17 protein-coding genes are annotated in these 18,770 nt (G+C 44.7%); 3 read left to right on the top strand and 14 right to left on the bottom strand.

The genetic code is table 11. The features are described from left to right. Positions 1 to 15: 15 nt before the first annotated feature. The 5 genes from BMX95_RS16015 to BMX95_RS15995 form a co-directional block, all read right to left on the bottom strand. The gene (locus BMX95_RS16015; protein ID WP_081203442.1) at positions 16 to 945 is read right to left on the bottom strand and encodes a CPBP family intramembrane glutamic endopeptidase; all 930 of its coding nucleotides are present in this window, start codon (positions 943 to 945) and stop codon (positions 16 to 18) included. Positions 946 to 1,015: 70 nt separating this feature from the next. Further along, entirely contained in the window at positions 1,016 to 1,960 is a 945-nt protein-coding gene (plsX, locus tag BMX95_RS16010) for a phosphate acyltransferase PlsX (RefSeq protein WP_081203441.1), read from the bottom strand. Between the two features lie 63 nt (positions 1,961 to 2,023). After that, positions 2,024 to 2,206 carry a 50S ribosomal protein L32 gene (gene rpmF, locus BMX95_RS16005; RefSeq protein ID WP_014220516.1) on the bottom strand — a complete coding sequence of 61 codons (183 nt, stop codon included), beginning with the start codon at positions 2,204 to 2,206 and terminating at the stop codon, positions 2,024 to 2,026. Positions 2,207 to 2,237: 31 nt separating this feature from the next. Beyond that, complete coding sequence (locus tag BMX95_RS16000) at positions 2,238 to 2,783, bottom strand: YceD family protein (RefSeq protein WP_081203440.1); 546 nt, start codon at positions 2,781 to 2,783, stop codon at positions 2,238 to 2,240. A gap of 161 nt (positions 2,784 to 2,944) precedes the next feature. Then, entirely contained in the window at positions 2,945 to 3,697 is a 753-nt protein-coding gene (locus BMX95_RS15995; RefSeq protein ID WP_165759072.1) for a sugar transferase, read from the bottom strand. Positions 3,698 to 3,761: 64 nt separating this feature from the next. Between BMX95_RS15995 and BMX95_RS15990 the strand changes: the two genes are divergently transcribed. After that, the gene (locus BMX95_RS15990) at positions 3,762 to 4,673 is read left to right on the top strand and encodes a hypothetical protein (RefSeq protein ID WP_081203438.1); all 912 of its coding nucleotides are present in this window, start codon (positions 3,762 to 3,764) and stop codon (positions 4,671 to 4,673) included. A gap of 54 nt (positions 4,674 to 4,727) precedes the next feature. On the opposite strand, the gene BMX95_RS15985 is transcribed toward BMX95_RS15990, so the two are convergent. The 7 genes from BMX95_RS15985 to BMX95_RS15955 all read right to left on the bottom strand — a co-directional run bounded on the left by BMX95_RS15985 (position 4,728) and on the right by BMX95_RS15955 (position 12,565). Next, positions 4,728 to 6,137 (bottom strand): B12-binding domain-containing radical SAM protein, encoded by a 1,410-nt coding sequence (locus BMX95_RS15985; protein WP_081203437.1) that lies wholly within the window; start codon positions 6,135 to 6,137, stop codon positions 4,728 to 4,730. Beyond that, a complete protein-coding gene (locus tag BMX95_RS15980; RefSeq protein WP_165759071.1) occupies positions 6,134 to 6,943 on the bottom strand; it encodes a class I SAM-dependent methyltransferase in 810 nt (269 codons plus the stop codon). Before BMX95_RS15980 ends, BMX95_RS15985 begins: the two co-directional genes overlap by 4 nt. Next, complete coding sequence (locus BMX95_RS15975; RefSeq protein WP_081203435.1) at positions 6,936 to 8,399, bottom strand: B12-binding domain-containing radical SAM protein; 1,464 nt, start codon at positions 8,397 to 8,399, stop codon at positions 6,936 to 6,938. The genes BMX95_RS15980 and BMX95_RS15975 overlap by 8 nt, the downstream gene beginning before the upstream one ends. 16 nt (positions 8,400 to 8,415) lie before the next feature. Then, a complete protein-coding gene (locus BMX95_RS15970) occupies positions 8,416 to 9,462 on the bottom strand; it encodes a radical SAM protein (protein WP_081203434.1) in 1,047 nt (348 codons plus the stop codon). After that, positions 9,449 to 10,117: a methyltransferase gene (locus tag BMX95_RS15965; RefSeq protein ID WP_081203433.1), complete on the bottom strand. Its 669-nt coding sequence runs from the start codon at positions 10,115 to 10,117 to the stop codon at positions 9,449 to 9,451. The genes BMX95_RS15970 and BMX95_RS15965 overlap by 14 nt, the downstream gene beginning before the upstream one ends. Beyond that, on the bottom strand, positions 10,117 to 11,616 hold the full coding sequence (locus BMX95_RS15960) for a B12-binding domain-containing radical SAM protein (RefSeq protein WP_081203432.1): 1,500 nt from the start codon (positions 11,614 to 11,616) through the stop codon (positions 10,117 to 10,119). The genes BMX95_RS15965 and BMX95_RS15960 overlap by 1 nt, the downstream gene beginning before the upstream one ends. A gap of 76 nt (positions 11,617 to 11,692) precedes the next feature. Then, on the bottom strand, positions 11,693 to 12,565 hold the full coding sequence (locus tag BMX95_RS15955) for a glycosyltransferase family 2 protein (protein WP_133054033.1): 873 nt from the start codon (positions 12,563 to 12,565) through the stop codon (positions 11,693 to 11,695). A gap of 115 nt (positions 12,566 to 12,680) precedes the next feature. Here BMX95_RS15955 and BMX95_RS15950 point away from each other — a divergent pair, with 115 nt between their 5' ends. Then, entirely contained in the window at positions 12,681 to 14,231 is a 1,551-nt protein-coding gene (locus BMX95_RS15950; RefSeq protein WP_133054032.1) for a glycosyltransferase family 87 protein, read from the top strand. Here the strand turns inward: BMX95_RS15950 and BMX95_RS15945 are convergent. Both BMX95_RS15945 and BMX95_RS15940 read right to left on the bottom strand, forming a co-directional pair. Next, positions 14,221 to 15,423 (bottom strand): glycosyltransferase family 9 protein, encoded by a 1,203-nt coding sequence (locus BMX95_RS15945; RefSeq protein WP_081203429.1) that lies wholly within the window; start codon positions 15,421 to 15,423, stop codon positions 14,221 to 14,223. The genes BMX95_RS15950 and BMX95_RS15945 overlap by 11 nt on opposite strands. An 83-nt stretch (positions 15,424 to 15,506) precedes the next feature. Beyond that, complete coding sequence (locus BMX95_RS15940; protein WP_081203428.1) at positions 15,507 to 17,189, bottom strand: ATP-binding cassette domain-containing protein; 1,683 nt, start codon at positions 17,187 to 17,189, stop codon at positions 15,507 to 15,509. A 683-nt stretch (positions 17,190 to 17,872) separates the two neighbouring features. On the opposite strand from BMX95_RS15940, the gene BMX95_RS15935 reads away from it, so the two are divergent. Beyond that, complete coding sequence (locus BMX95_RS15935) at positions 17,873 to 18,763, top strand: hypothetical protein (protein WP_081203427.1); 891 nt, start codon at positions 17,873 to 17,875, stop codon at positions 18,761 to 18,763. The last annotated feature ends 7 nt before the right edge of the window (positions 18,764 to 18,770 follow it).

Genomic DNA, 18,770 nt, shown 5'->3' with positions numbered 1-18,770 from the left:
TATCGCGGTCTTTATTTACCATCCTTTATAAATATGTCCCAGGTAACCTGCCAGTTCCATGAGCCAGGCAATGCCGAGGTGTACTATTAATCCACCCCAGATACTACGCGTATTGTACACTACTGCGCCCAGAATAATACCACCGAAATAAGAAGTAATACATTCGAACAGTGGTTTCCCAAAGTGAATGGAGCAGTAGAACGCTGCAACCGGTAATATGGCATGTTTTCCGGCGAGGCGGGCAAAAGCAAGCACCAGAAATCCGCGAAAGAAAAACTCAATAGTTACAAAGTCAATCCCATAGGAAAGTTCATACAAGGCTTTCCAGGCAATGCCATGCTGCACGTGTTGATCGATCATATTGATGCGTTGCACCTTGGGATACGTATGTAAAAAATCGTTTTGCGTAGCTGCAAAAGCGATCAGTGGCACCATCGCCGTCAGTAATAGTAAATAGGGTCTGACAGTAAAGCCTTTTGCCTGTACGCCGGCTATGGGGCCTTCAAAACGGCCTAGTCGCCACAATGCGGTGACTGACAGGGCTACCACCAGTAGTTTTAAAGGCCAGTCGAGCACTTTGTTCCAATATTGGTTCCAGGGGAAAGTGAAGTGCGCCGTAAGGTAACTGGTTACTTCGGTAAAGGTGATCTTGACGGCGAAAATGGCCGGCGCCATCAGCAGCAACACAAAAAAGAACCTGTCGTTGGGAATAGTGGACGGGGCTGCCAGGAATTGCAATACCCAGGCAGTAGAAAAAATAAACCCAAACAGCATCAGGAACCCGGCTATGCGCAGGGGCCAGGAAGACAGCGCAACAATAGCTGGTTCTATGCTGAGGGTATAATTTAAGGTAATGGCAATGGCAACCAGGAGGGTAGTGAGCAGAAAAACGGAGCGGTTAATAGATTGAATGTAATTGCGCAGGTAACCAATGATCTCGTTCATAAAAGGAAGGTAAATAAAAAAATCCCCGACGTTGCGGTCGGGGATTAATAATATGTTGAACGGTGAAGGATTATTTCGATTCGAAACTGGCTTTCATTTTACCCATCAGGTCGGTGGCAATCATTTTTTCGGCCAGGTTTATCATAGCAACGAATGCCTTGGCTTTAGAAATACCGTGGGCAATGATCACTGGTTTGGCAACGCCTAAAACCGGAGTGCCGCCGTACAATTCAAAATTGAACCGGTCGAGGTACTCGTGTTTTATTTCTTTGCGGTGGGTGATCTCGTAAATTGACTCGGCCATTTTCAGGATCACATTTCCGGTGAATCCATCACAAACCACTACGTCGGCTTTATCGAGAAACACATCGCGGCCTTCCACATTGCCTGTGAAATTGATCTGGTCATTTTCTTTCAGCAGGGGATAGGTGCCTTGTGCCAGCAGGTTACCTTTGCCTTCTTCCTCGCCAATATTCAACAATGCCACACGCGGATTATCAATACCCAGAATGTGTTTTGCGTACAGCGAACCCAACAGGGCAAACTGGTTCAGGTGCTCGGGTTTACAGTCGGCATTAAGACCAACATCGAGCAACAGACCGGTGTTTCCGTTGTCTTTGGGAATAATGGTAGAAATAGTAGGCCGCAGAACACCTTCCATGGGTTTAATGCTATACATAGCACCCACCAGCATGGCTCCGGTATTGCCGGCGCTTATAAATGCACCCGCTTTTCCTGTAGCCAGCAAGTGAAAGCCCACAGCGATAGACGATTGCTGCTTTTCTTTCAACGCTTTGGTAGGAGATTCATTATAATCTATTACCTGGGGGGCGTGAATTACCTTAACCTTATCGGCCGGTATTTTATATTCCTGCAGTAATGGATTTATCTGCGCTTCATCACCCACTAGAAACAACAGAGCCGGATTAGCAGCTTCTGTCAGGTAATCGCGGATACCCTTTACAGCCTCCAATGGCGCAAAGTCTCCGCCCATCATGTCTAAACAGATAGTCATTTCCGGCAACGAGGCTTATTATGTTATAATAATAAAAGAGGTTAAAAAAAGGGCTTAAGTGAATTAAGCCTTTTCCATAACTACTTTTCCTTTATAATATAATTTGCCTTCACTCACGTGAGCGCGATGGCGTACATGCGTTTCACCTGTAGTGCTGTCTTTGCTTAAGGTTACTTTCTCAGCCTTATAGTGTGTTCTTCTTTTAGCACCCCGTTGTTGGGAATGTCTCCGTTTTGGATTAGGCATACACTCAAATTTATAACTTCAAAAAAAATAATCAATTGTCTTCCAGATCTTTAAACTTTTCCAACCCCTTCCATAAAGGATTGGTGGATGGTTTCTGTTCTTCTAATTTCCTGAGCATTTCCAGCACTTCTTTATTACAGTGCGGTCCGCCCATTTCATCATCAGCACACATCCGTTGCATAGGAATACTCAGGTTTATGAATTCATATATCCAGTCGGCTATGTGCAAATGGCTTTCGCCTTTTGAGATGTAATAAACATCGGGATCTTCCTCCTGTTCATTCATTACATCTGGTTCGTCCACCATTTTTACAACAATGTTGAACTCATCCCACAATTCCAGTGGCAGATTATTACCACAGCGGTCACAGGTAACCTCCAGTTTGCCACCTACTTCAAATTTCAGTAGCATAAAGCCATTTTGCTTTTCCAGCGTCAGTTTTACGTGGGCCGTGCAATGGCGGAAGTCCTGCTCCTGGTACTCTACAAAGAACTTATCGTCGATGGTATATTCAAACTCATGATTGCCCGGTTTCAGTCCTACAAATGCTATATCGTAATTCCGTCGGCTATTCATGAACTACCCTTTTAAAGAGTTTGCAAAGGTAGGGATATTCAGGCAAACAGGTAAAGCTAAATGCAAAAAAATACCAAAAACATATGCAATATGTTCCCGATGCTACCGGAAATCCCCGTGTTTTACTACAAAATTACTGTAAAAGGGTGAGTTCTAAGTTTTTAGTTCTGAGTTTTGCTTTCTGCTTTAGCCTTTGGGCTTATGGCTTTCACTGTATAGCTTATAGGCCGAACCGGAGCTGGGAGTTTTTTCTTTTTCTTCCCCAATACGGCCAGGGCGGTTTGCCAGGCAGTTTGGGTAATTATTTTAAGATCCAGCCCAAAACTGGCATATTGTACATACCAGGCATCCCATTCATACCTTTTATATATACACTCCCGGCTGATCACCTTTCCATGATAGCCTTTTACCTGGGCCAAACCAGTTATGCCTGGTTTTACCAGGTTACGGAATTTGTACCGGGGAATGAGGGCGGCAAACGCATTACAATCGGCATGCATGTGTGGGCGTGGACCAACCAGGCTCATACTGCCGGTTAGTACATTAAAAAACTGGGGCAGCTCATCCAAATTCGATTGCCGGAGGAACCGTCCCAGTGCCGTTGCCGTTTCCTCTCCTACATCCATACGCTTAGTATGGGCTATAGGGTTATGTGCCAGGGTGCGTAATTTGTAACAGGTAAACGATTTTCCCCCACGGCCCGTACGTTTTTGCAAAAAGAAAACGGGGCCTCTTGAGCTAAGTTTTATCAACAAAGCCAGCAATGGCAACAACCAGCTCAACACCGTTATTATTATAACCGATGCAAACAATACATCAAGTATCCGTTTGCAAAGGAAATAGCCTCTTTTGCCATCAATATATTTCCGAAGGACGGTCCTTTTCAACAAAGGCAACCTTTTTTCACGAATCATAGTATTCTTATTACAGTATACGGCTATTACATTAATACAGTTGCCTAAATCAATACTCTGTTGCATGCCTGTACAATACGAGCAAAGTATCATAAAAGCATTAGCTTATTTTGATATTTTTAATTATCCGCTTACACTTGACGAAATACATCATTTCCTCGATCAACCCGTATCCGGTGATGATGTACTGTTAACCCTGCAACAACTGGTTGATGATAACCGGGTGTTTCGCATGGGAAATTTTTATTCTTTGCAGCAAGACCCTTCCCTGCGTGCAAGAAGAACTAATGGTAACAATAAAGCCACTGCATTGTTGACCAAAGGTTATAAAGTGGGTGGGTTTTTATACCAGTTTCCCTTTGTGCGGGGCATTGGTATATCGGGATCGTTGTCTAAAAACTTTGCCGACCAAAATACAGATATAGATTTTTTTATAATCACGCATGCCAACCGATTGTGGATCGCCCGAACCCTGATGCACCTGTTTAAAAAACTGACTTTTATTACCGGGCATCAGCATTTCTATTGCATGAATTATTACATAGATGAAGAGGCATTGCGCATCGATGAGCAGAATATATTCACAGCAACAGAACTCATCACCCTGAAGCCTGTTTGTGGCAATGGTACCATGGACCGGTTTTATGATGAGAACAATTGGGCTGGTAATTATTTCCCCAATCAGCCAGTTAGCAAAGAGTCGATCGTATTGGCAAAACCGGGCTGGTTTAAGAGAGCCGTAGAATGGCTGCTCGATAATAAAACAGGAAACAGTATAGACAACTGGCTGATGCGTGTAACCACACGCCGCTGGCTAAAGAAGGAACAATTGCAGAAAACCAATTCGCACGGTATTCGTATGGGATTACATACCGGGAAGCATTTCTCCAAGCCTAATCCGGAGTTTTTTCAAAGAAAGGTGCTTGATTCTCTTGAAAAGAAACTGAATAGTCAAACAGCTTACGTTAATTCATAGTTTCATAAGTTGACAAGTTAACAGGTTGACAGGTTAACCTGTCAACCTGTTAACTTATGAAACTGCCTTCCGCCTTTCCTCCATCCACATATGTCCCTTAGCCAGCGTTGAGCGTAGTTTCAGCTTGGTTAGTTTGAATAAATTTGCAACCGGTTTCTTTAATGCCTTGTGGTAATTCACTTCGTAATTGATCATTTGAATGGCATAGTCGTAGTACTTCCTGTTATAAGTTCTGGTAAAATCAATATCGCGGTCGGTACTGCTGTCCCAGGGCAGGCTGGTAATAAATCGATCTTCCACTTCGGCATATAACGGGGTGCCTTTTATGGGGTAAGCTACTGTAATAGTAAACAGATCGGGATCTGCATTTTTTAAATGTTGAACGGTGGCGTAAATGTCTTCTTTGGTTTCGCCGGGATAACCCACCATTATAAAGGTACCTGCCTGCATCCCGTGTTTGCGTGCTAACTGAATCATTTGCTGCACCTGCTCTACTTCTACGCGGCGGTCCATTAAATCGATTATTTTTTGCGAACCGCTTTCTGCACCTATCCATACCCGGAAACAACCACTCTTTTTTAAATTGATGATCACTTCCTCATTCATTCTATCGGCCCGGGTAATGCATTCAAAGGGGGTTACCAGGTTGCGGCTGGTCATTTCATGGGTGAATTGCTCCAGCCATTGATGGCTTACGGTAAATACATCGTCAACAAACCAAAGGCTGTCAACAGTATAATTGGCTTTTATATAAGCAATTTCATCGGCGACTTTGGCCGGACTGCGACGCCGGTAGCTTTGTCCGTATACCGCACGGCTGCACCATTTACAGCTGTAAGGACAACCCCGCATCGTGCTTATGGAAACGGTACTGGTGCCATGCCGTCCTTTCCATGCATCGAAATACAACGACAGGTTTACTTTACGCCGGTTGGGCATAGGCAACACATCGAGGTTTTTTACTTTGGTGCGTTCTTTATTTTGTTGTAATCCTTTTTCAGCGTCAAGGAAAGACACACCTTCTATCTCGCTAAGCGTACCGGTAAAGGTGCCCTCCACATATTGAACCAGCTCCAGCATGGTTTGTTCCCCTTCACCCGAGGCAATAAAATCAGCACCATGTTCCAGGAACTTAATGGCATGGTTCCTTACTTCGGGGCCACCCAGTACTATTTTCGTATGCTGTAATTCGGGCTGGCTTTTTATATAGCTGATGATGCGCAGTACATTCAGCTTCGTCATCAGATTGGTGTAAATACCAACTACATGGGGGCGTTGCTGTTGCAGTTGTGCGCACAATTTATCGAAGGAAGAAAAAGTACTGTCGAATACTTCATTGTCATACCCGTTTTGTTCCAGGTAGGCTGAAATATACAAAATGCCCAATGGAACATACGGCCGCATGATGGCTTGTTCCTTGGGATCTTCCTCTATAAAATATCCATGTGTTAACAGGATCCTCATTTGGATTCATTTTTAAATAACAGAAAAACGTGATCGGCCAGGCTGGTAAGCAGGGATGAGTTCCCTAACGTCTCCTCCCGTTGTACCAGCCAATGAAACAGGCGTGGGTGTTGTTGCATATACCCTTCCAGCCACGAGGGCGGAATGAATAAGCCCACCGGTTTTTTTTCAATCAATTGCATGGGGTACAGCAACCGTTCAAATGCCTTTACGGAATAATAATAAACCGGTTGTTGTACGCCTGGTGATAATTGCACCAATACTTCTTTATTCGTAAACCTTCTGAAAGCCTGCCGGGGCTGGCCTTTCAACAGGTGATACAGGCTGTCCCAAAAACAATATTTGCCAAACAGCACTACGGCCAGGTAACCACCGGGGCGCAGCAATGATTGTAACTGAGTCGACAGGTTTTTCATCTCCGCGGGCGATACACAATTCAACCCGGCAAAATTGGAAACGATGGCGTCGAACTGCCGGTTTGGGAATGTAGTGTGCAACTCCTCAAACGAACAGGTTTGAAATGCGGGTTGCTGAACGCCATTTGTCAGGGCGGTTTTTTGTTGTGCTTTATCGATCATGGCGGGCGAACCATCGGTGGCAATAACCGAATGACCCTGGCCTGCCATCCAGCAGGCATCGGCGCCCGTACCGCAATTGATCTCCAGCAGCTGCATACCAGGTTCACTGGTTAGCAGCGGTTGCAGCCATTTATGGCTCACCGTACGTTGTGCGTGGCCTATAAGGCTCTCTGTAAACGCAGTGTCGTAGGTGCCTGCCAGTACATTAAAAGTGGCTGTTTTATTCATGCACATACCGGTTTAATTGTACCTGCTGTACCAGCAACGATGGCATATGTAGGCAGGCAGCTGCTATTTTTTTATAGTCTGTACGCGACGCCGCAAATGGGTTCTTTATCGCCTTGCGCAAAGCCACCCAACCCTGTTGTTTGCGAAAAACATGGTGTACATAGCGGTGCAGTTTTTTATAATAGCGGGGCGGATAAGTATTGCGGAACATCAGCAACAATTCATCGGAATCCGTCCAGTTGGCTTTTTGTGTAAGGTCGGCTTTTACGCGTTCATGAAACAGGGTGCCGGGCAAAGGGTAAGAAACCGAGATGCCCATTTCATAAGGCAGCAGGTCCTTGATCATACGAATGGTTTTGGCAATGTCTTCCTGTGTTTCACCGGGATAACCAAACTGTATAAAGAAAGAAGGGTTGATGCCATTCTTTTTCAGTAGGGTGGTGGCCTGGTAAATTTGTTCAACCGTGGTGCCTTTGTCCATAGCGTCGAGGATCTTTTGCGAGCCGCTTTCAGCGCCCATCCAGATATTATGACAACCGGCACGCGCCAGGTCTTTGATGGTGTCTTCCTGCAACAGCAGATCTGCCCGCGCCTGGATCTTAAAACGGAATTTCAATTGTTCCTTCTCCACCAAATCAGCAAAGACATGCACCCAGCCGGGTTTCAGACCAAAGATGTCGTCGCTGAACCAGATGTGATCAAAGTTGAAGATCCACTTCAGCATTTTTAATTCTTCCACTACTTTTTCCGGTGAACGCGCATTATAGCGATTGCCATAAATAGGTTTTGCACACCAGTTACATTTGAACGGACAACCCCTGGTGGTAGCGATGTTCAGAGAAAAATACCCCGAGCTTTTTAACCACATCGAGCGGTAGGGTGTAATATCTACCAGGTCCCAGGCGGGCTGGGGCAATGCATCGAGGTCCTTCATCACCGTACGCCTGGGTGTTTTAGTAACCCCGTTATCGTGCATAAATGCCAGTCCGGCTATATGTTGAAAATTAGTTGCTTTATTATTGATGGCCTGAACCAGTTCCAGCAGGGTCATTTCGGCTTCGCCAATAATTACAAAATCGGCGCCTTCGGAAAGGTATTGTTCAAAATGATCGGTACTATCTGAGCTGGATACGATCACCGTACAACCTTTTGCTTTGGCCAGTTTCATCATTTCGAACGCAGCCTCCCGCATATTGGTCAAACACATTTTGGTAAGGTAGTTGAACCCATCATCGTACAACACAAAGAAATCAGGCACCTGCACATCAATTACCGGCTGCACATCCTGGGCGGTGTGTGCAAACATGGTATCGAACAAAGAAACGGTATAGCCGTTTTCACGCATCAGGGCTGCCGCGTACAAAGTAGCCAGCGGGGGATAAGGCTGCCCGGTAGCCCATTGTTTGGGATCGAACCTTAAAAAGTAGGAATGTGAAAAGAGAATATTGTTGTTCATGATGTCGCTTGGTTCTTTACAAACTGGTTCTGGGAGGCAGGTTTAAATAGCAAACGCATTTTACACAAGTGTCATTCTTGTCCATATCCAATCCCTTTCTGAATGCCACTGCCGTTGGACTGTTTATAATAGCATCCAGGTTTTGTGTTCTGATATTGCCTAAGGGATCGTGAAAAAAGCAGGGCCGCACGGTACCATCTGCCTCAATGACTGTTGATACCCATGGCGCATTGCATTTCTTGTATGGGAATGGATTCCTGCCATAAAACGCCGCATAGTAGCCATAGATCTTTTGTAATTTTTCCGCCGACTCGGCAATGAATCTTTCTTCGATGGCCGTTTGGTGATAACTGATCAGTTCCTGCAGGGCCGATTGCAAGGCCGGTAATTCTTCTTCATGCACCAGCACTTCCTGCTGACGGTCGTTGTCCCAGGCAGTGGCGCGGTTAAAGGCATTGCTGCTTACATCGGCTGGTAAAAAGCTGATCTGATCGAGGCCCATTTCCATGGCGCTGTTCACAATCGGGATCCAGTGCTTATAATTCAACCGGTGAATAACGGTACGTGCTGAAATACGAAATTTTGGATTGATACTTTTGATCAATTGCACACCCCGCTGCATTTTTTGGAACGCGCCGGGTAGTTGCCTGATATTGTCGTGCAGGGCTTCATCGCCATCCAGTGAAACAATAATGTCATTTACCCATTGCAGCAACTGATCTGCTTTTTTCTCCAGGGCAATGCCTGTAGATAACAGGGTAACGGCAATGCCTTCTTTTTTCAGGATTTCACAGAACCGGAAAAAATTGGCATTGAGCAGGGCTTCTCCGCCCGACATAACCACCACCCGGGTGCCCAGCTTTTTAAAGGTGCCCAGCAAACCGGTGATGTCCTGTTCGGTGAGCTGCTTCAGGTTTTTATTGTCCTTCCAGATATCGCACATTACACAACGGCAGTTGCAGGCGCTGTGGGGCATCAATATCGCTATTGGCAATGATGTGATGACGTCGGTCTGCAGCGTGCGGTACCTGTTGTATGTATGATATAGTTTATTTATGATCATTGTTAACTTTGAAAATAAAATTCACCTCCACCCAATTCTTTTTCTCCAGTACACAATTCAACTGAAATCCATTATCAAAAGCCATTTGTTTAATCATCTCAATGTCACAGCCATCACACAGCACCATCAATACAACCGAATTGGCATGGATGTATTGATGCAGTCCACTGAACAATTGCTGAAAATATTCACCCTGTTCCCCGCAAAACCAGGCGTAGTCTGCTGCGGTTTGGGGTTGTTTTTTATAATAAGGTGGATTGATGGCGATGATATCGAATCTCTGTTGTGGAATATCGGTAAACAGATCAGATTTTATAATTGTCAATGGAATGCGGTTGCTGCGCGCGTTCATTTCCAGTGAATGAATAGCAACCCCATTGATGTCGGTGGCTGTAACGCTGGCACCCTGGCGGGCGGCGTACATGGCTATCAGGCCACTGCCGGCACCCAGTTCCAGAAACAATTTATTTTTCAAAGGAAGCGAGGCGATGTACCGCAATAGTAACCGGGTACTAAAGAAAAAGCCCGGATGAAAAACAGCAGGCGGAATTACCAGTCGTATACCCTTGTACGTATACAGACGGGTAGCCGACAGGTATTTTACCAGCAGCGGTTTGTATAAACGGGTCATTAACTGTTTAATGGTTTTTCGCATTAGAATCCTTCAATTTCCGGTTGCCGGTATTTCCACAATAACTGCAACACTTTTAGTTCATATGGTTTCCAGTACAAACCGGTTTTGTATCGAACGGCCGACAGGCTGCGCATAATGCCGCGTTTGAATGCCGATAAGCGGATGTCTGAAACAGTAGGGTAGTAGCCATTCAGCACGGTTTCAAAATCTTTTATCTTATCTACCATTTCGGGCGTTAACCAGGGCGTTAACGGGTTCTTACGTAAATCAAAATTTTCCCAATGGGGACTGATCCAGTCTTCGAGCTTTTCTGGAAAATGAAATCCGCTTTCCAGTACTTTTTTATACAGGTCAGAGCCTTCAGTTGGAACCGGGCTGTAGAGGTATATAATGATCTCGGTTTTGGGATTGATGCTTTTGATCTCTTTGATGAAGGCGATATCCTGATCAATTTGTTTCATCACCTGTTCTGGCGTATCGGCAGGGGTACCCAATACAAATGAATATTCAGGTATGATATCGAATTTGGCCATCCGCGCGGCAAAGGCCCTGATCTGTGCGGCGCTTTGTGTGCCGCCCTTATCCATTTTTTTCAGAATTTCATCATTACCGGTTTCGGCGCCAAAGAAGATCATTTTGCAACCTGACTCCCGCATGATCTCCAGCGATTTGTCGGAGTATTTATCGATGGTATCGATTCGGCCTTCACCCCACCAGATCATATTTTCGGGTTGAATGAGTTTGGCAAATTCAACCGTTCGTTTTTCCGAAACAAAGAAATTGTTGTCGTGAAATTCAATGGCATTGCCGCCGTGTTGATCCTTCAGGTATTTAATATCCTCATAGATCAGTTGCGCACTTTTGCCCCGCCAACGCGCATTGTAAATGGGCACCACAGCACAGAATGAACATTTGAAAGGGCAGCCCATGCTGCTATGATAAGCGATGGTGCGGGTGCCCAGGTAAGTTTTGCCTAAATAGCGCTTCAACGGGTAAAAGCTGTTCAGGCTTTCGTAAGGCAAAGAAGGCAGCGCATCCTGATCGTACAATTCATCTTTGCCTGTTTTTATGATGCCTTCCTCTCCTTTATAAATGAGATTGGGAATGGTGGTCCAGTTGTCCCCTTTTTCAAGCGCTGCCAGTAAGGCTGGGAAACATTTTTCACCCGGACCGTTTACGATAAAATCTACAAAACCGGAGTGCAGAACCACCTTGGGTTGATTTGATGGAAAGTAACCACCCCAGATGATCCTGACCTCCGGATATTGCTCCCGAATTTGCTTTGAAATTGGTATGGACTGCCGCAATTGCGGACCGGGCATACAGGTACAGCCAAAGAATTTGTACTGACCGGTAGCCAGATAGCTGTTTATTTTTTGCCAGGGATCCGTTTCCAGATTGCCATCAACGATAGCATACTCAAATAATCCTTCAATAGCGGCGGCTACCGAAAGAATGGAGTTGGGGATCCTGGGTTTGGTTCTGGCACTTCTTGGGTTGAATAGTATTACTTTATTCATTGGTAACCTTGACCTTCAGGTCATTGACAATCATACGGGTAATTAACTGGTTGAGTTGCCTTAGGGGGAAAGTTGATCAGTTTCGGTAGGTTTTTAATAACAGCCAGTAGCAGAGGGGCTGCAATAGATTGTATTTTAACGATTGCCGGTAGTTTTGGCGGGCGGCTGTCAAATTGCTTGCCCGCTTAAATAAGTGGCCTATTTGCCTGTAAGCATGGCTTTTCGCTTTGTACAGGTATTTTTTGGATACCATGTTATTGTTGTACAGGTATTCAAAGGTATTCATGAAACCTTCCAGGTTTTTTACCGGCGCCTGAATACTATCATTGGCACTGTGCATCAAACGCCATAAAAGCGGTTCATAAATAATGGCGGCGTCAAAATAAAAGGCCAGTAAAATATTAAAATGAAAATCAGACCCAAAGGGCATGGTTTCATCGAATAAACCGGTTTTGTCGAAACAGGCACGACGCATCAGAATAGTGGGGTTGTATACCACAAACCGGTTTTCTTTCATCCGGTTGAAAATATTGGCATATTCAATACCCTGACTAACAACATAGGTGCGTGGCGATAAAATTTGACCGGCTATATAGTTGACAGCATCGGTAATGGAAAACCCAATATGGGGATGCTGTTCCAATAATGTAACCTGTTTTTCCAGTTTTGAGTTCTCCCAGGTATCATCTGAATCGTTGAAGGCGATCAGGGTGCCTTTTGACCGGCGGATGGCAAAATTTTTTGAGATGGCCGTACGGCCGCTGTGTGGCAGTTTGTAATATTGAATGCGTGGATCGGGTATAGCTCGAATAATTTCCTCGGTATTATCTGTAGATCCATCATCGACAATGATCAGCTCCAGGTCCTTATAGGTTTGGTTCAACACACTGTAAATGCTTTCCTGTATCAGGTGTGCCCGGTTATAGGTGGGGATTATTACGCTTACCATGCTTATAATTACGGAGGAAGGCTTTGCCAAGTTGCCTGTAGGCAATATCGCCTGACTATTTCCCTTCAAAAACAACCTCCTTTCTCCATTTACCGTATTGATACCCAATTCCAGGTTGAAACGGTACGCGTTATATTATCCCTTGTTGTTGCTGGCAGTTATGCTGGCCTGGTTTATATTTAAAGCTACCAGTGCGCCTTTTTCTGATTATGCCGGTTATTATTTTGGCAGCAGGGCTTTGTTACGGGGAAATTATGAGACGGTATATGATACCTGGTCGCTGAACCAGTTAATAGCTCAACAAGGTTATTCGGGTATTTTTGTTTCGTACACGCCCTTTCCGCCATTTACGTCAATAGTACTGGCGCCATTTTTATTATTTCCCGTGGCGGTATCTAAAATACTATTCAATGTGTTTTCTGCGGTCATGTTTATATGGGTGCTGGCCCGTGCCGGTAAATATCTTTCACTACCACCCTGGGTGCTATGGTTAATGCCGGTGATCTTTTTTATTCCCTTACATAATAATATCTTTTTTGGTCAGGCTTACCTGTTGTTGTTTGCCCTGTTGTTGGAAGGATACATTGCGTATAAAAAAGGCAAGCCGGTTATTGCCGCCCTGTTATGGGGCGTAGCTATTGTGTTTAAATTATTCCCGTTGGTGATCCTTTTTTTCCTGCTGGCAAAAAAGCAATACAAACAGGTGGTATATTGTTTGGCTGTCTGTGCGCTCCTGGGTTCGATCTCGGTATTATTGAATGGTTTTGCAGCCTGGCAATATTATGTGTTTACCATTTTTCCCCGGGCGAATAATGGAGAACTGAACGATAGTTATACCTATCTGTTTCAGTCGGCCTTTATGTTATTGAAGAACCTGTTTGTGTATGATGCCGTGCAAAATCCGCAGGTAGTTTTGAGCAGTATGCCTGTGTTTGTGATCTGTATGGTATTGTTTAAAGCACTGCTGTTGGCCTGTTGTGTAGGTATTACGATACATAAAAAGGCAACCGATTTTGTGGCCTTTGCCGGTTGGATAACTGCCAGCCTGTTGTTGTCGCCCAATGGCAGCAGCTATTCTTTGATCTTACTGTTGATGCCATTACTGGCTTTGGCAAGGAGCAAACCCGTTTACCTGGTTACGGTGATGGCCTTGCTGGTGTTGGTTTGTTTTATCCCCGTTTCTGCCCTGGGGGGAAAACCATTGTTACTGCAGTTCCCGCGTTTGTATGGACTGTTGTTGTTGTTTGGGGTGTTGATGGTGGCAGCCGGTATGCAGTTCTCTGTAAAATTGTTTGCTGCTTTAGTGGCCGTGTTGTTGCTGGCAGATGCCGGTAAACTGTTTCCAAAACCTGATAAGAGTACCTATTTACTGTTGCAGCCATTGCCATTTGTATATGAATACGCAATCAAGGAGAATCAGCTGGTGTATCGTTATTGGGATGGTAGCGGGAGCCATGAAACCAGCACACATTACGGAGTACACAATTATTCCACCAGTGATGTGCGCATACAAAACAACCAGGTGTATTATAAGAATAAACAACTTACTTCAACCCCCGATCTTAAAAAGCAGCCCATGCTGGTAAATGGAACGCAGATCATTTATTTGTCTGACAGGAACCGGGGCTTTGGGTTTTATACCCTGCGAACGATCACTAACCTGTAACCGATTCCAGGGAGGCTACGCGATCTTTTTCTTCCTGTAAATGTTTCAGCAGGCCGTTAAGTTTTTCAATTATACTGCCGGCTGCAATTTCTTTCATACAAAAATTATTACCGCCACAGGGAAGTTGTTCCTGGTGATGTACACAAGGCGAACAGCCTACTTTATTGTACAGGAATAGCTGTCTGTTTTCCTGGCCAGGGTGTATTTTTATATAACTCGCGGGGTTGGTTGGTCCCCATATAGAAATGGTGGGTAAACCCAGTTTATGGGCAATATGTAAAGGGCCACTATCGATGGTAATCATGCAAACACCTTTTTCGGCAATAAAATGGTAATAGGCTTCAAAGCCAAATGAGCCGGCAATATTGGTTAGCCTTCCCTTTTGTTTATAAACAGGCAGGTGGTCATCTATGAACTGATCGATGGTGGTTTTGTCATTCCCGGTTCCTAAAAAAGCAATGCGAAAATGCGTGTGGGTCAGGATCCAGTTACAAACAGCGGCCATGGTTGCATCGGGTAGTTTACGCACGGGCGCCAGGTTGCTACAGGTATTATTTAGAATAATATAGGGCTTATCCCATTCATTTGTTCGTACGGGAACTGATTCAGTGGATGGTTGTATCTCAGCCTGCGTGATCACCTGTGCCATGTGGTAGTAGTTGTCTTCAAGACAGGCTGTTTGTTTGAATGGGATGTTATGGGTATTGAGGAATTTGCGAAAGAATACCGGTTGTAAATGAAAGCCGAACCGGTTTCGCGCCATCGTTAATAATGAGTATACAGTGGTGAGTTTTGAATATACTTCCAGGTCGGCCACCCACAGGTGCTTCAATTGCCAGGACCGTACTATGTATTTTAATGAAGTGCTGATGGTGATCGACAAACTGCTGGTATCGATGGTCCAGATCTCATCGAATACCTGGAAGGGGGCAATGCCGTTGGCTATATTGGAATCTGTTAATAGAATAAAGCGCGTGTTCGGTAACTTTTTCCGCATAGCCTGAATGGAGTCAGAAGCAACCACCAGGCTGCCAAGCCCCAGTAGTTTTATGAACAACAGGTGTTTGGGTGGTTGTTGTAGTCCATGGTCTCTGCGCATTGTTATGCCCAACAGCCGGGTAACAGGAAGCAACATGCCTATGAGGCAGTAGCCAAGGTACTTGTCCAGTTTTCGGTTGGCAGGTAATTGCACAATAAGAAATTGTTTGATTTATAATTACATACCTATAAAATTCACACCTATTTGCCGGTACGCTAAAATGGAGAGTCAGGTTGCTACAGGGTTATCAGCTTATTACAGATCTGCAGGCTTTTTTTATTATGGGTGATCAGGATAATGATCTTACCGGCAGTAGCCAGTTGTTGCAAATGGTGCAGGAGCTTTTCTTCGGCTTTTTCATCCAGCTCACTGAATGGTTCATCCAGGATAAGCACATTGGCTTCTTTATACAGCGCGCGAGCCAGGGCAATACGCTGGCGTTGCCCGCCACTGATGTTTTTCCCGTTTTCTGTAAGCAGGGTATTGATACCGGTTGGCAACCTGGATAACCATTCTGAAATGCCGGCAATATCAAGGGCTTTATACAGCCTTTGTTCGTGGTGCTGTTGCCCATTCAGCGTAATATTGGCGAGCAACGAATCGTATATAAAAAACGGCTGCTGTTTAACGTAGGCTATTTGTTGCCAGTATTGTTTCCGTTGCAGGCTGCTTACCGGTTCCTGATTGATGCATATCTGTCCGGTTTGGGGTGAAATAAACCCCAGCAGCATATTCAACAGGGTGGTTTTGCCTTTGCCGGAATGTCCGTCGATGCCAACCAGGTCACCCGGTTGTAACTGGCAGGAAAAATTATCCAGTACCGGATGATGGTCGTAAGAAAAACCGACCTGCTCAAATGAAATGGAAGCAATGGGCGGTAGTGGGTTACTGACTGGTTGTTTTGCGGCCGTTTTGTTGGGTTGTACCAGGTCATTGATGGTAAAGGTATAGGTGCGTATTTGGCCAATCGCATTCAGGATGCGGGCTATACCCGGAATGATCTTATAAGCTGCGGCTATAAAAGCGCCGAGGGTTACTATTTGCGTGGCGTATTGTCCATTTCCAAACCAACTGCTAATGGCTATAAGGATCAACAGGCCAAACACGGCAAACACTTCTGCCAGCCGGGCCGGTAATGCCTGTAAGGATTGCAGTGATGACTGGTGATGATTCAGGTGGTTTTGGGCGGTGGCATACCGGTCGGTAAAGTATTGGTTCCGGTCGTAAATATTGCTTTCTACAAAACCTGAAATGGATTCATGCAGGCGTTGCCACATCTCCGTGCGGCTGTTTTTTATATAGTTGCGGGCGGTGTGCAGTTTACGTTTGGTAAGCCATCCGGCGAGGATGACAGGCGGCAACAGGATGATAAGCAGTAACAGGAACAGCTGCGCATTGAATAAAAGAATGGCCACAATAGATAGCAGGATCAACACCATTTCAGTAAACAACTGTTGCAGGGGCAAAAGCACATGCTGACAAAACTCAAGCGGTTGCAAACTGATGATCCGGGTAAATACCGAGGAGTCGGTATGGACATAATCTGCATAATTCCCTTCCAGGTAGTGTAACATATTGTTGCGGGAAATGCGGCTCGCTACCTGGTGCACAAAGCGGGTTTGCCAGGACTGGATCAAATAAGCCGCCAGGTTCTTTATACTGAACCCTACAAAGAACAGAGAGATGAGCAGCAGGGAAGAACGGTTGAACAAGGCATTGGCTGTTGTTTTGCCCAGGAAGGGTGTAAAGGTGTGAATGGCATCAACGGGCTGGGTGTAAAAATGGATGATGTACAATAGAAACGCCAGGGACGCGATATCGGCAATACTGACAATAAGCGTTAACCCGGTGAACAAAGTCCACTGTTTTCTTTCGCGATCGGTTAATATGGTCAATACTTTATTGAAAATAGCTGTCACGTTCGTCACTTTTTATCAGGGTGAAAACACCCGAATTTTCATCCTTTTCATAATAATACGCAAAATCCTGTGATAAGGTTGCCAGGATAAGACCGGGCGTTTTAACCGGTTCTGCGTAACGAAAAATAAAAATATTATTTTTCAGTAATTGGTCACGCCCGGGGTGTGATAAAGTGGAAGGGCTAAAATTTGGCTGCCTGCTGTTTAAAAACTAATATTGTTTACCGTTAGTTGTTATTCCTGCGTTATATAGTACCATCATCAGCAAAGCCGTTACCTTACGTTTTAGTACCAGTTACAAACAAGAATAATACTGTGCCCGCCTGAGTCATGAACAGTCGTTTATAAACTGGTCTATTTATATGATAAGTTTGGGGTGTGTGCAACTTTACCCTTTAGTAGTTTACGAAACCAGGCAGTTAATAAATAGTTATCAGTTCCTTACATATATATTAAGAAACGTTAAAGTTATATAAGTGTTTTCTGTAAGCTGTATTTTTGGTTGAACAATTCGTACAGCATAATATTGCAGCCCGATTCGTACACTACTGCACCGTTTATTGCTTAGCCAGGATTTGCTCCACTACCAGGAATTACTTTTCTTTTCAACTGACCCATAACGCTATCACTTGCACGCAAAAGTGGTAACAGGAATCTTATTTTATATTGTAAACCTTGTCATTATGAACCTTTATCTGTTCTCTCGCCAATTTATCAAACACTCCTTTTTCATTTTATTATCTTTTTCAGTGCTGCACCCTGATGTAGTTTTTGCAAACATAGCCTGGAATGATACGGCCTATTATTTTAATGAACGTGGTCAGTTGTTGTGGTGCGATGTGCACGCCGCCCAGCCAAACAGTTATGTAATAAAAACAAAGAAAACCAATAACGAAATATTTCAGGATATTCCACTAAACGATGCTTCTGTACAGTTAAGCGCCGATTATGATACCGCATTGGTATCAAATATTTCAAGATCAACAGCCAGAAGAGTAGCCTGGTTAATACGACATGGTAAGATCAATGATCCATTGGTGTTGGAGAATATAGTACCCATACTCGATAAACGGATCATGCGCCGGATGTATGATAATATTATTTCTCGTTGCACATCAGGCAATGCGCACCAGGAGCATGGCGGTGTGGTGTATCCGGATGGAAGGGTAACCTGTATTACCGGTGAACTGTCGGATGCTGAAGAGATGGAAGGAGCTTCCTTATATCTTAAACAAAAAGCATTGGTGTATTATCACAGTCATCCCGATGCCTGTATTGAACAGCGTACTGCTGACCGGGGAGATGCACACAATCCCAACCGGGTGCAATTTTCACAAACCAGCGAAGTGAAAACGATCAGTTATGTACAGGGCCCTTCCCGGCAGGACCAGGAGTCAGTAGGTGAGGGAACGGGTTATGTATTTGGGATAAAAACCAGTGGCGGCCTTATTTATATTTATGATAAAGATGGTATAAAGGCAACGCTGCCGGTTGCATTTGTAAAGAGAAGCTACAAACCTTCCGGCAAACAAATAAAGAAGAAAAGAATAGATACCTATGTAGCGGGATTGTAGTACCAGG

Source organism: Niastella yeongjuensis, assembly GCF_900110245.1.
In the GTDB taxonomy this organism is placed as follows: domain Bacteria; phylum Bacteroidota; class Bacteroidia; order Chitinophagales; family Chitinophagaceae; genus Niastella; species Niastella yeongjuensis.
The sequence above is the reverse complement of the archived record's forward strand: the minus strand, read 5'-3'. Positions and strand labels throughout refer to the sequence as shown.

Bases quoted from the DNA above. Each gene is read 5' to 3' on its own strand.
- BMX95_RS16015 (WP_081203442.1), bottom strand. From the start codon at position 945: ATGAACGAGATCATTGGTTACCTGCGCAATTACATTCAATCTATTAAC.
- plsX (WP_081203441.1), bottom strand. From the start codon at position 1,960: ATGACTATCTGTTTAGACATGATGGGCGGAGACTTTGCGCCATTGGAG.
- rpmF (WP_014220516.1), bottom strand. From the start codon at position 2,206: ATGCCTAATCCAAAACGGAGACATTCCCAACAACGGGGTGCTAAAAGA.
- BMX95_RS16000 (WP_081203440.1), bottom strand. From the start codon at position 2,783: ATGAATAGCCGACGGAATTACGATATAGCATTTGTAGGACTGAAACCG.
- BMX95_RS15995 (WP_165759072.1), bottom strand. From the start codon at position 3,697: ATGATTCGTGAAAAAAGGTTGCCTTTGTTGAAAAGGACCGTCCTTCGG.
- BMX95_RS15990 (WP_081203438.1), top strand. From the start codon at position 3,762: ATGCCTGTACAATACGAGCAAAGTATCATAAAAGCATTAGCTTATTTT.
- BMX95_RS15985 (WP_081203437.1), bottom strand. From the start codon at position 6,137: ATGAGGATCCTGTTAACACATGGATATTTTATAGAGGAAGATCCCAAG.
- BMX95_RS15980 (WP_165759071.1), bottom strand. From the start codon at position 6,943: ATGAATAAAACAGCCACTTTTAATGTACTGGCAGGCACCTACGACACT.
- BMX95_RS15975 (WP_081203435.1), bottom strand. From the start codon at position 8,399: ATGAACAACAATATTCTCTTTTCACATTCCTACTTTTTAAGGTTCGAT.
- BMX95_RS15970 (WP_081203434.1), bottom strand. From the start codon at position 9,462: ATGATCATAAATAAACTATATCATACATACAACAGGTACCGCACGCTG.
- BMX95_RS15965 (WP_081203433.1), bottom strand. From the start codon at position 10,117: ATGCGAAAAACCATTAAACAGTTAATGACCCGTTTATACAAACCGCTG.
- BMX95_RS15960 (WP_081203432.1), bottom strand. From the start codon at position 11,616: ATGAATAAAGTAATACTATTCAACCCAAGAAGTGCCAGAACCAAACCC.
- BMX95_RS15955 (WP_133054033.1), bottom strand. From the start codon at position 12,565: ATGGTAAGCGTAATAATCCCCACCTATAACCGGGCACACCTGATACAG.
- BMX95_RS15935 (WP_081203427.1), top strand. From the start codon at position 17,873: ATGAACCTTTATCTGTTCTCTCGCCAATTTATCAAACACTCCTTTTTC.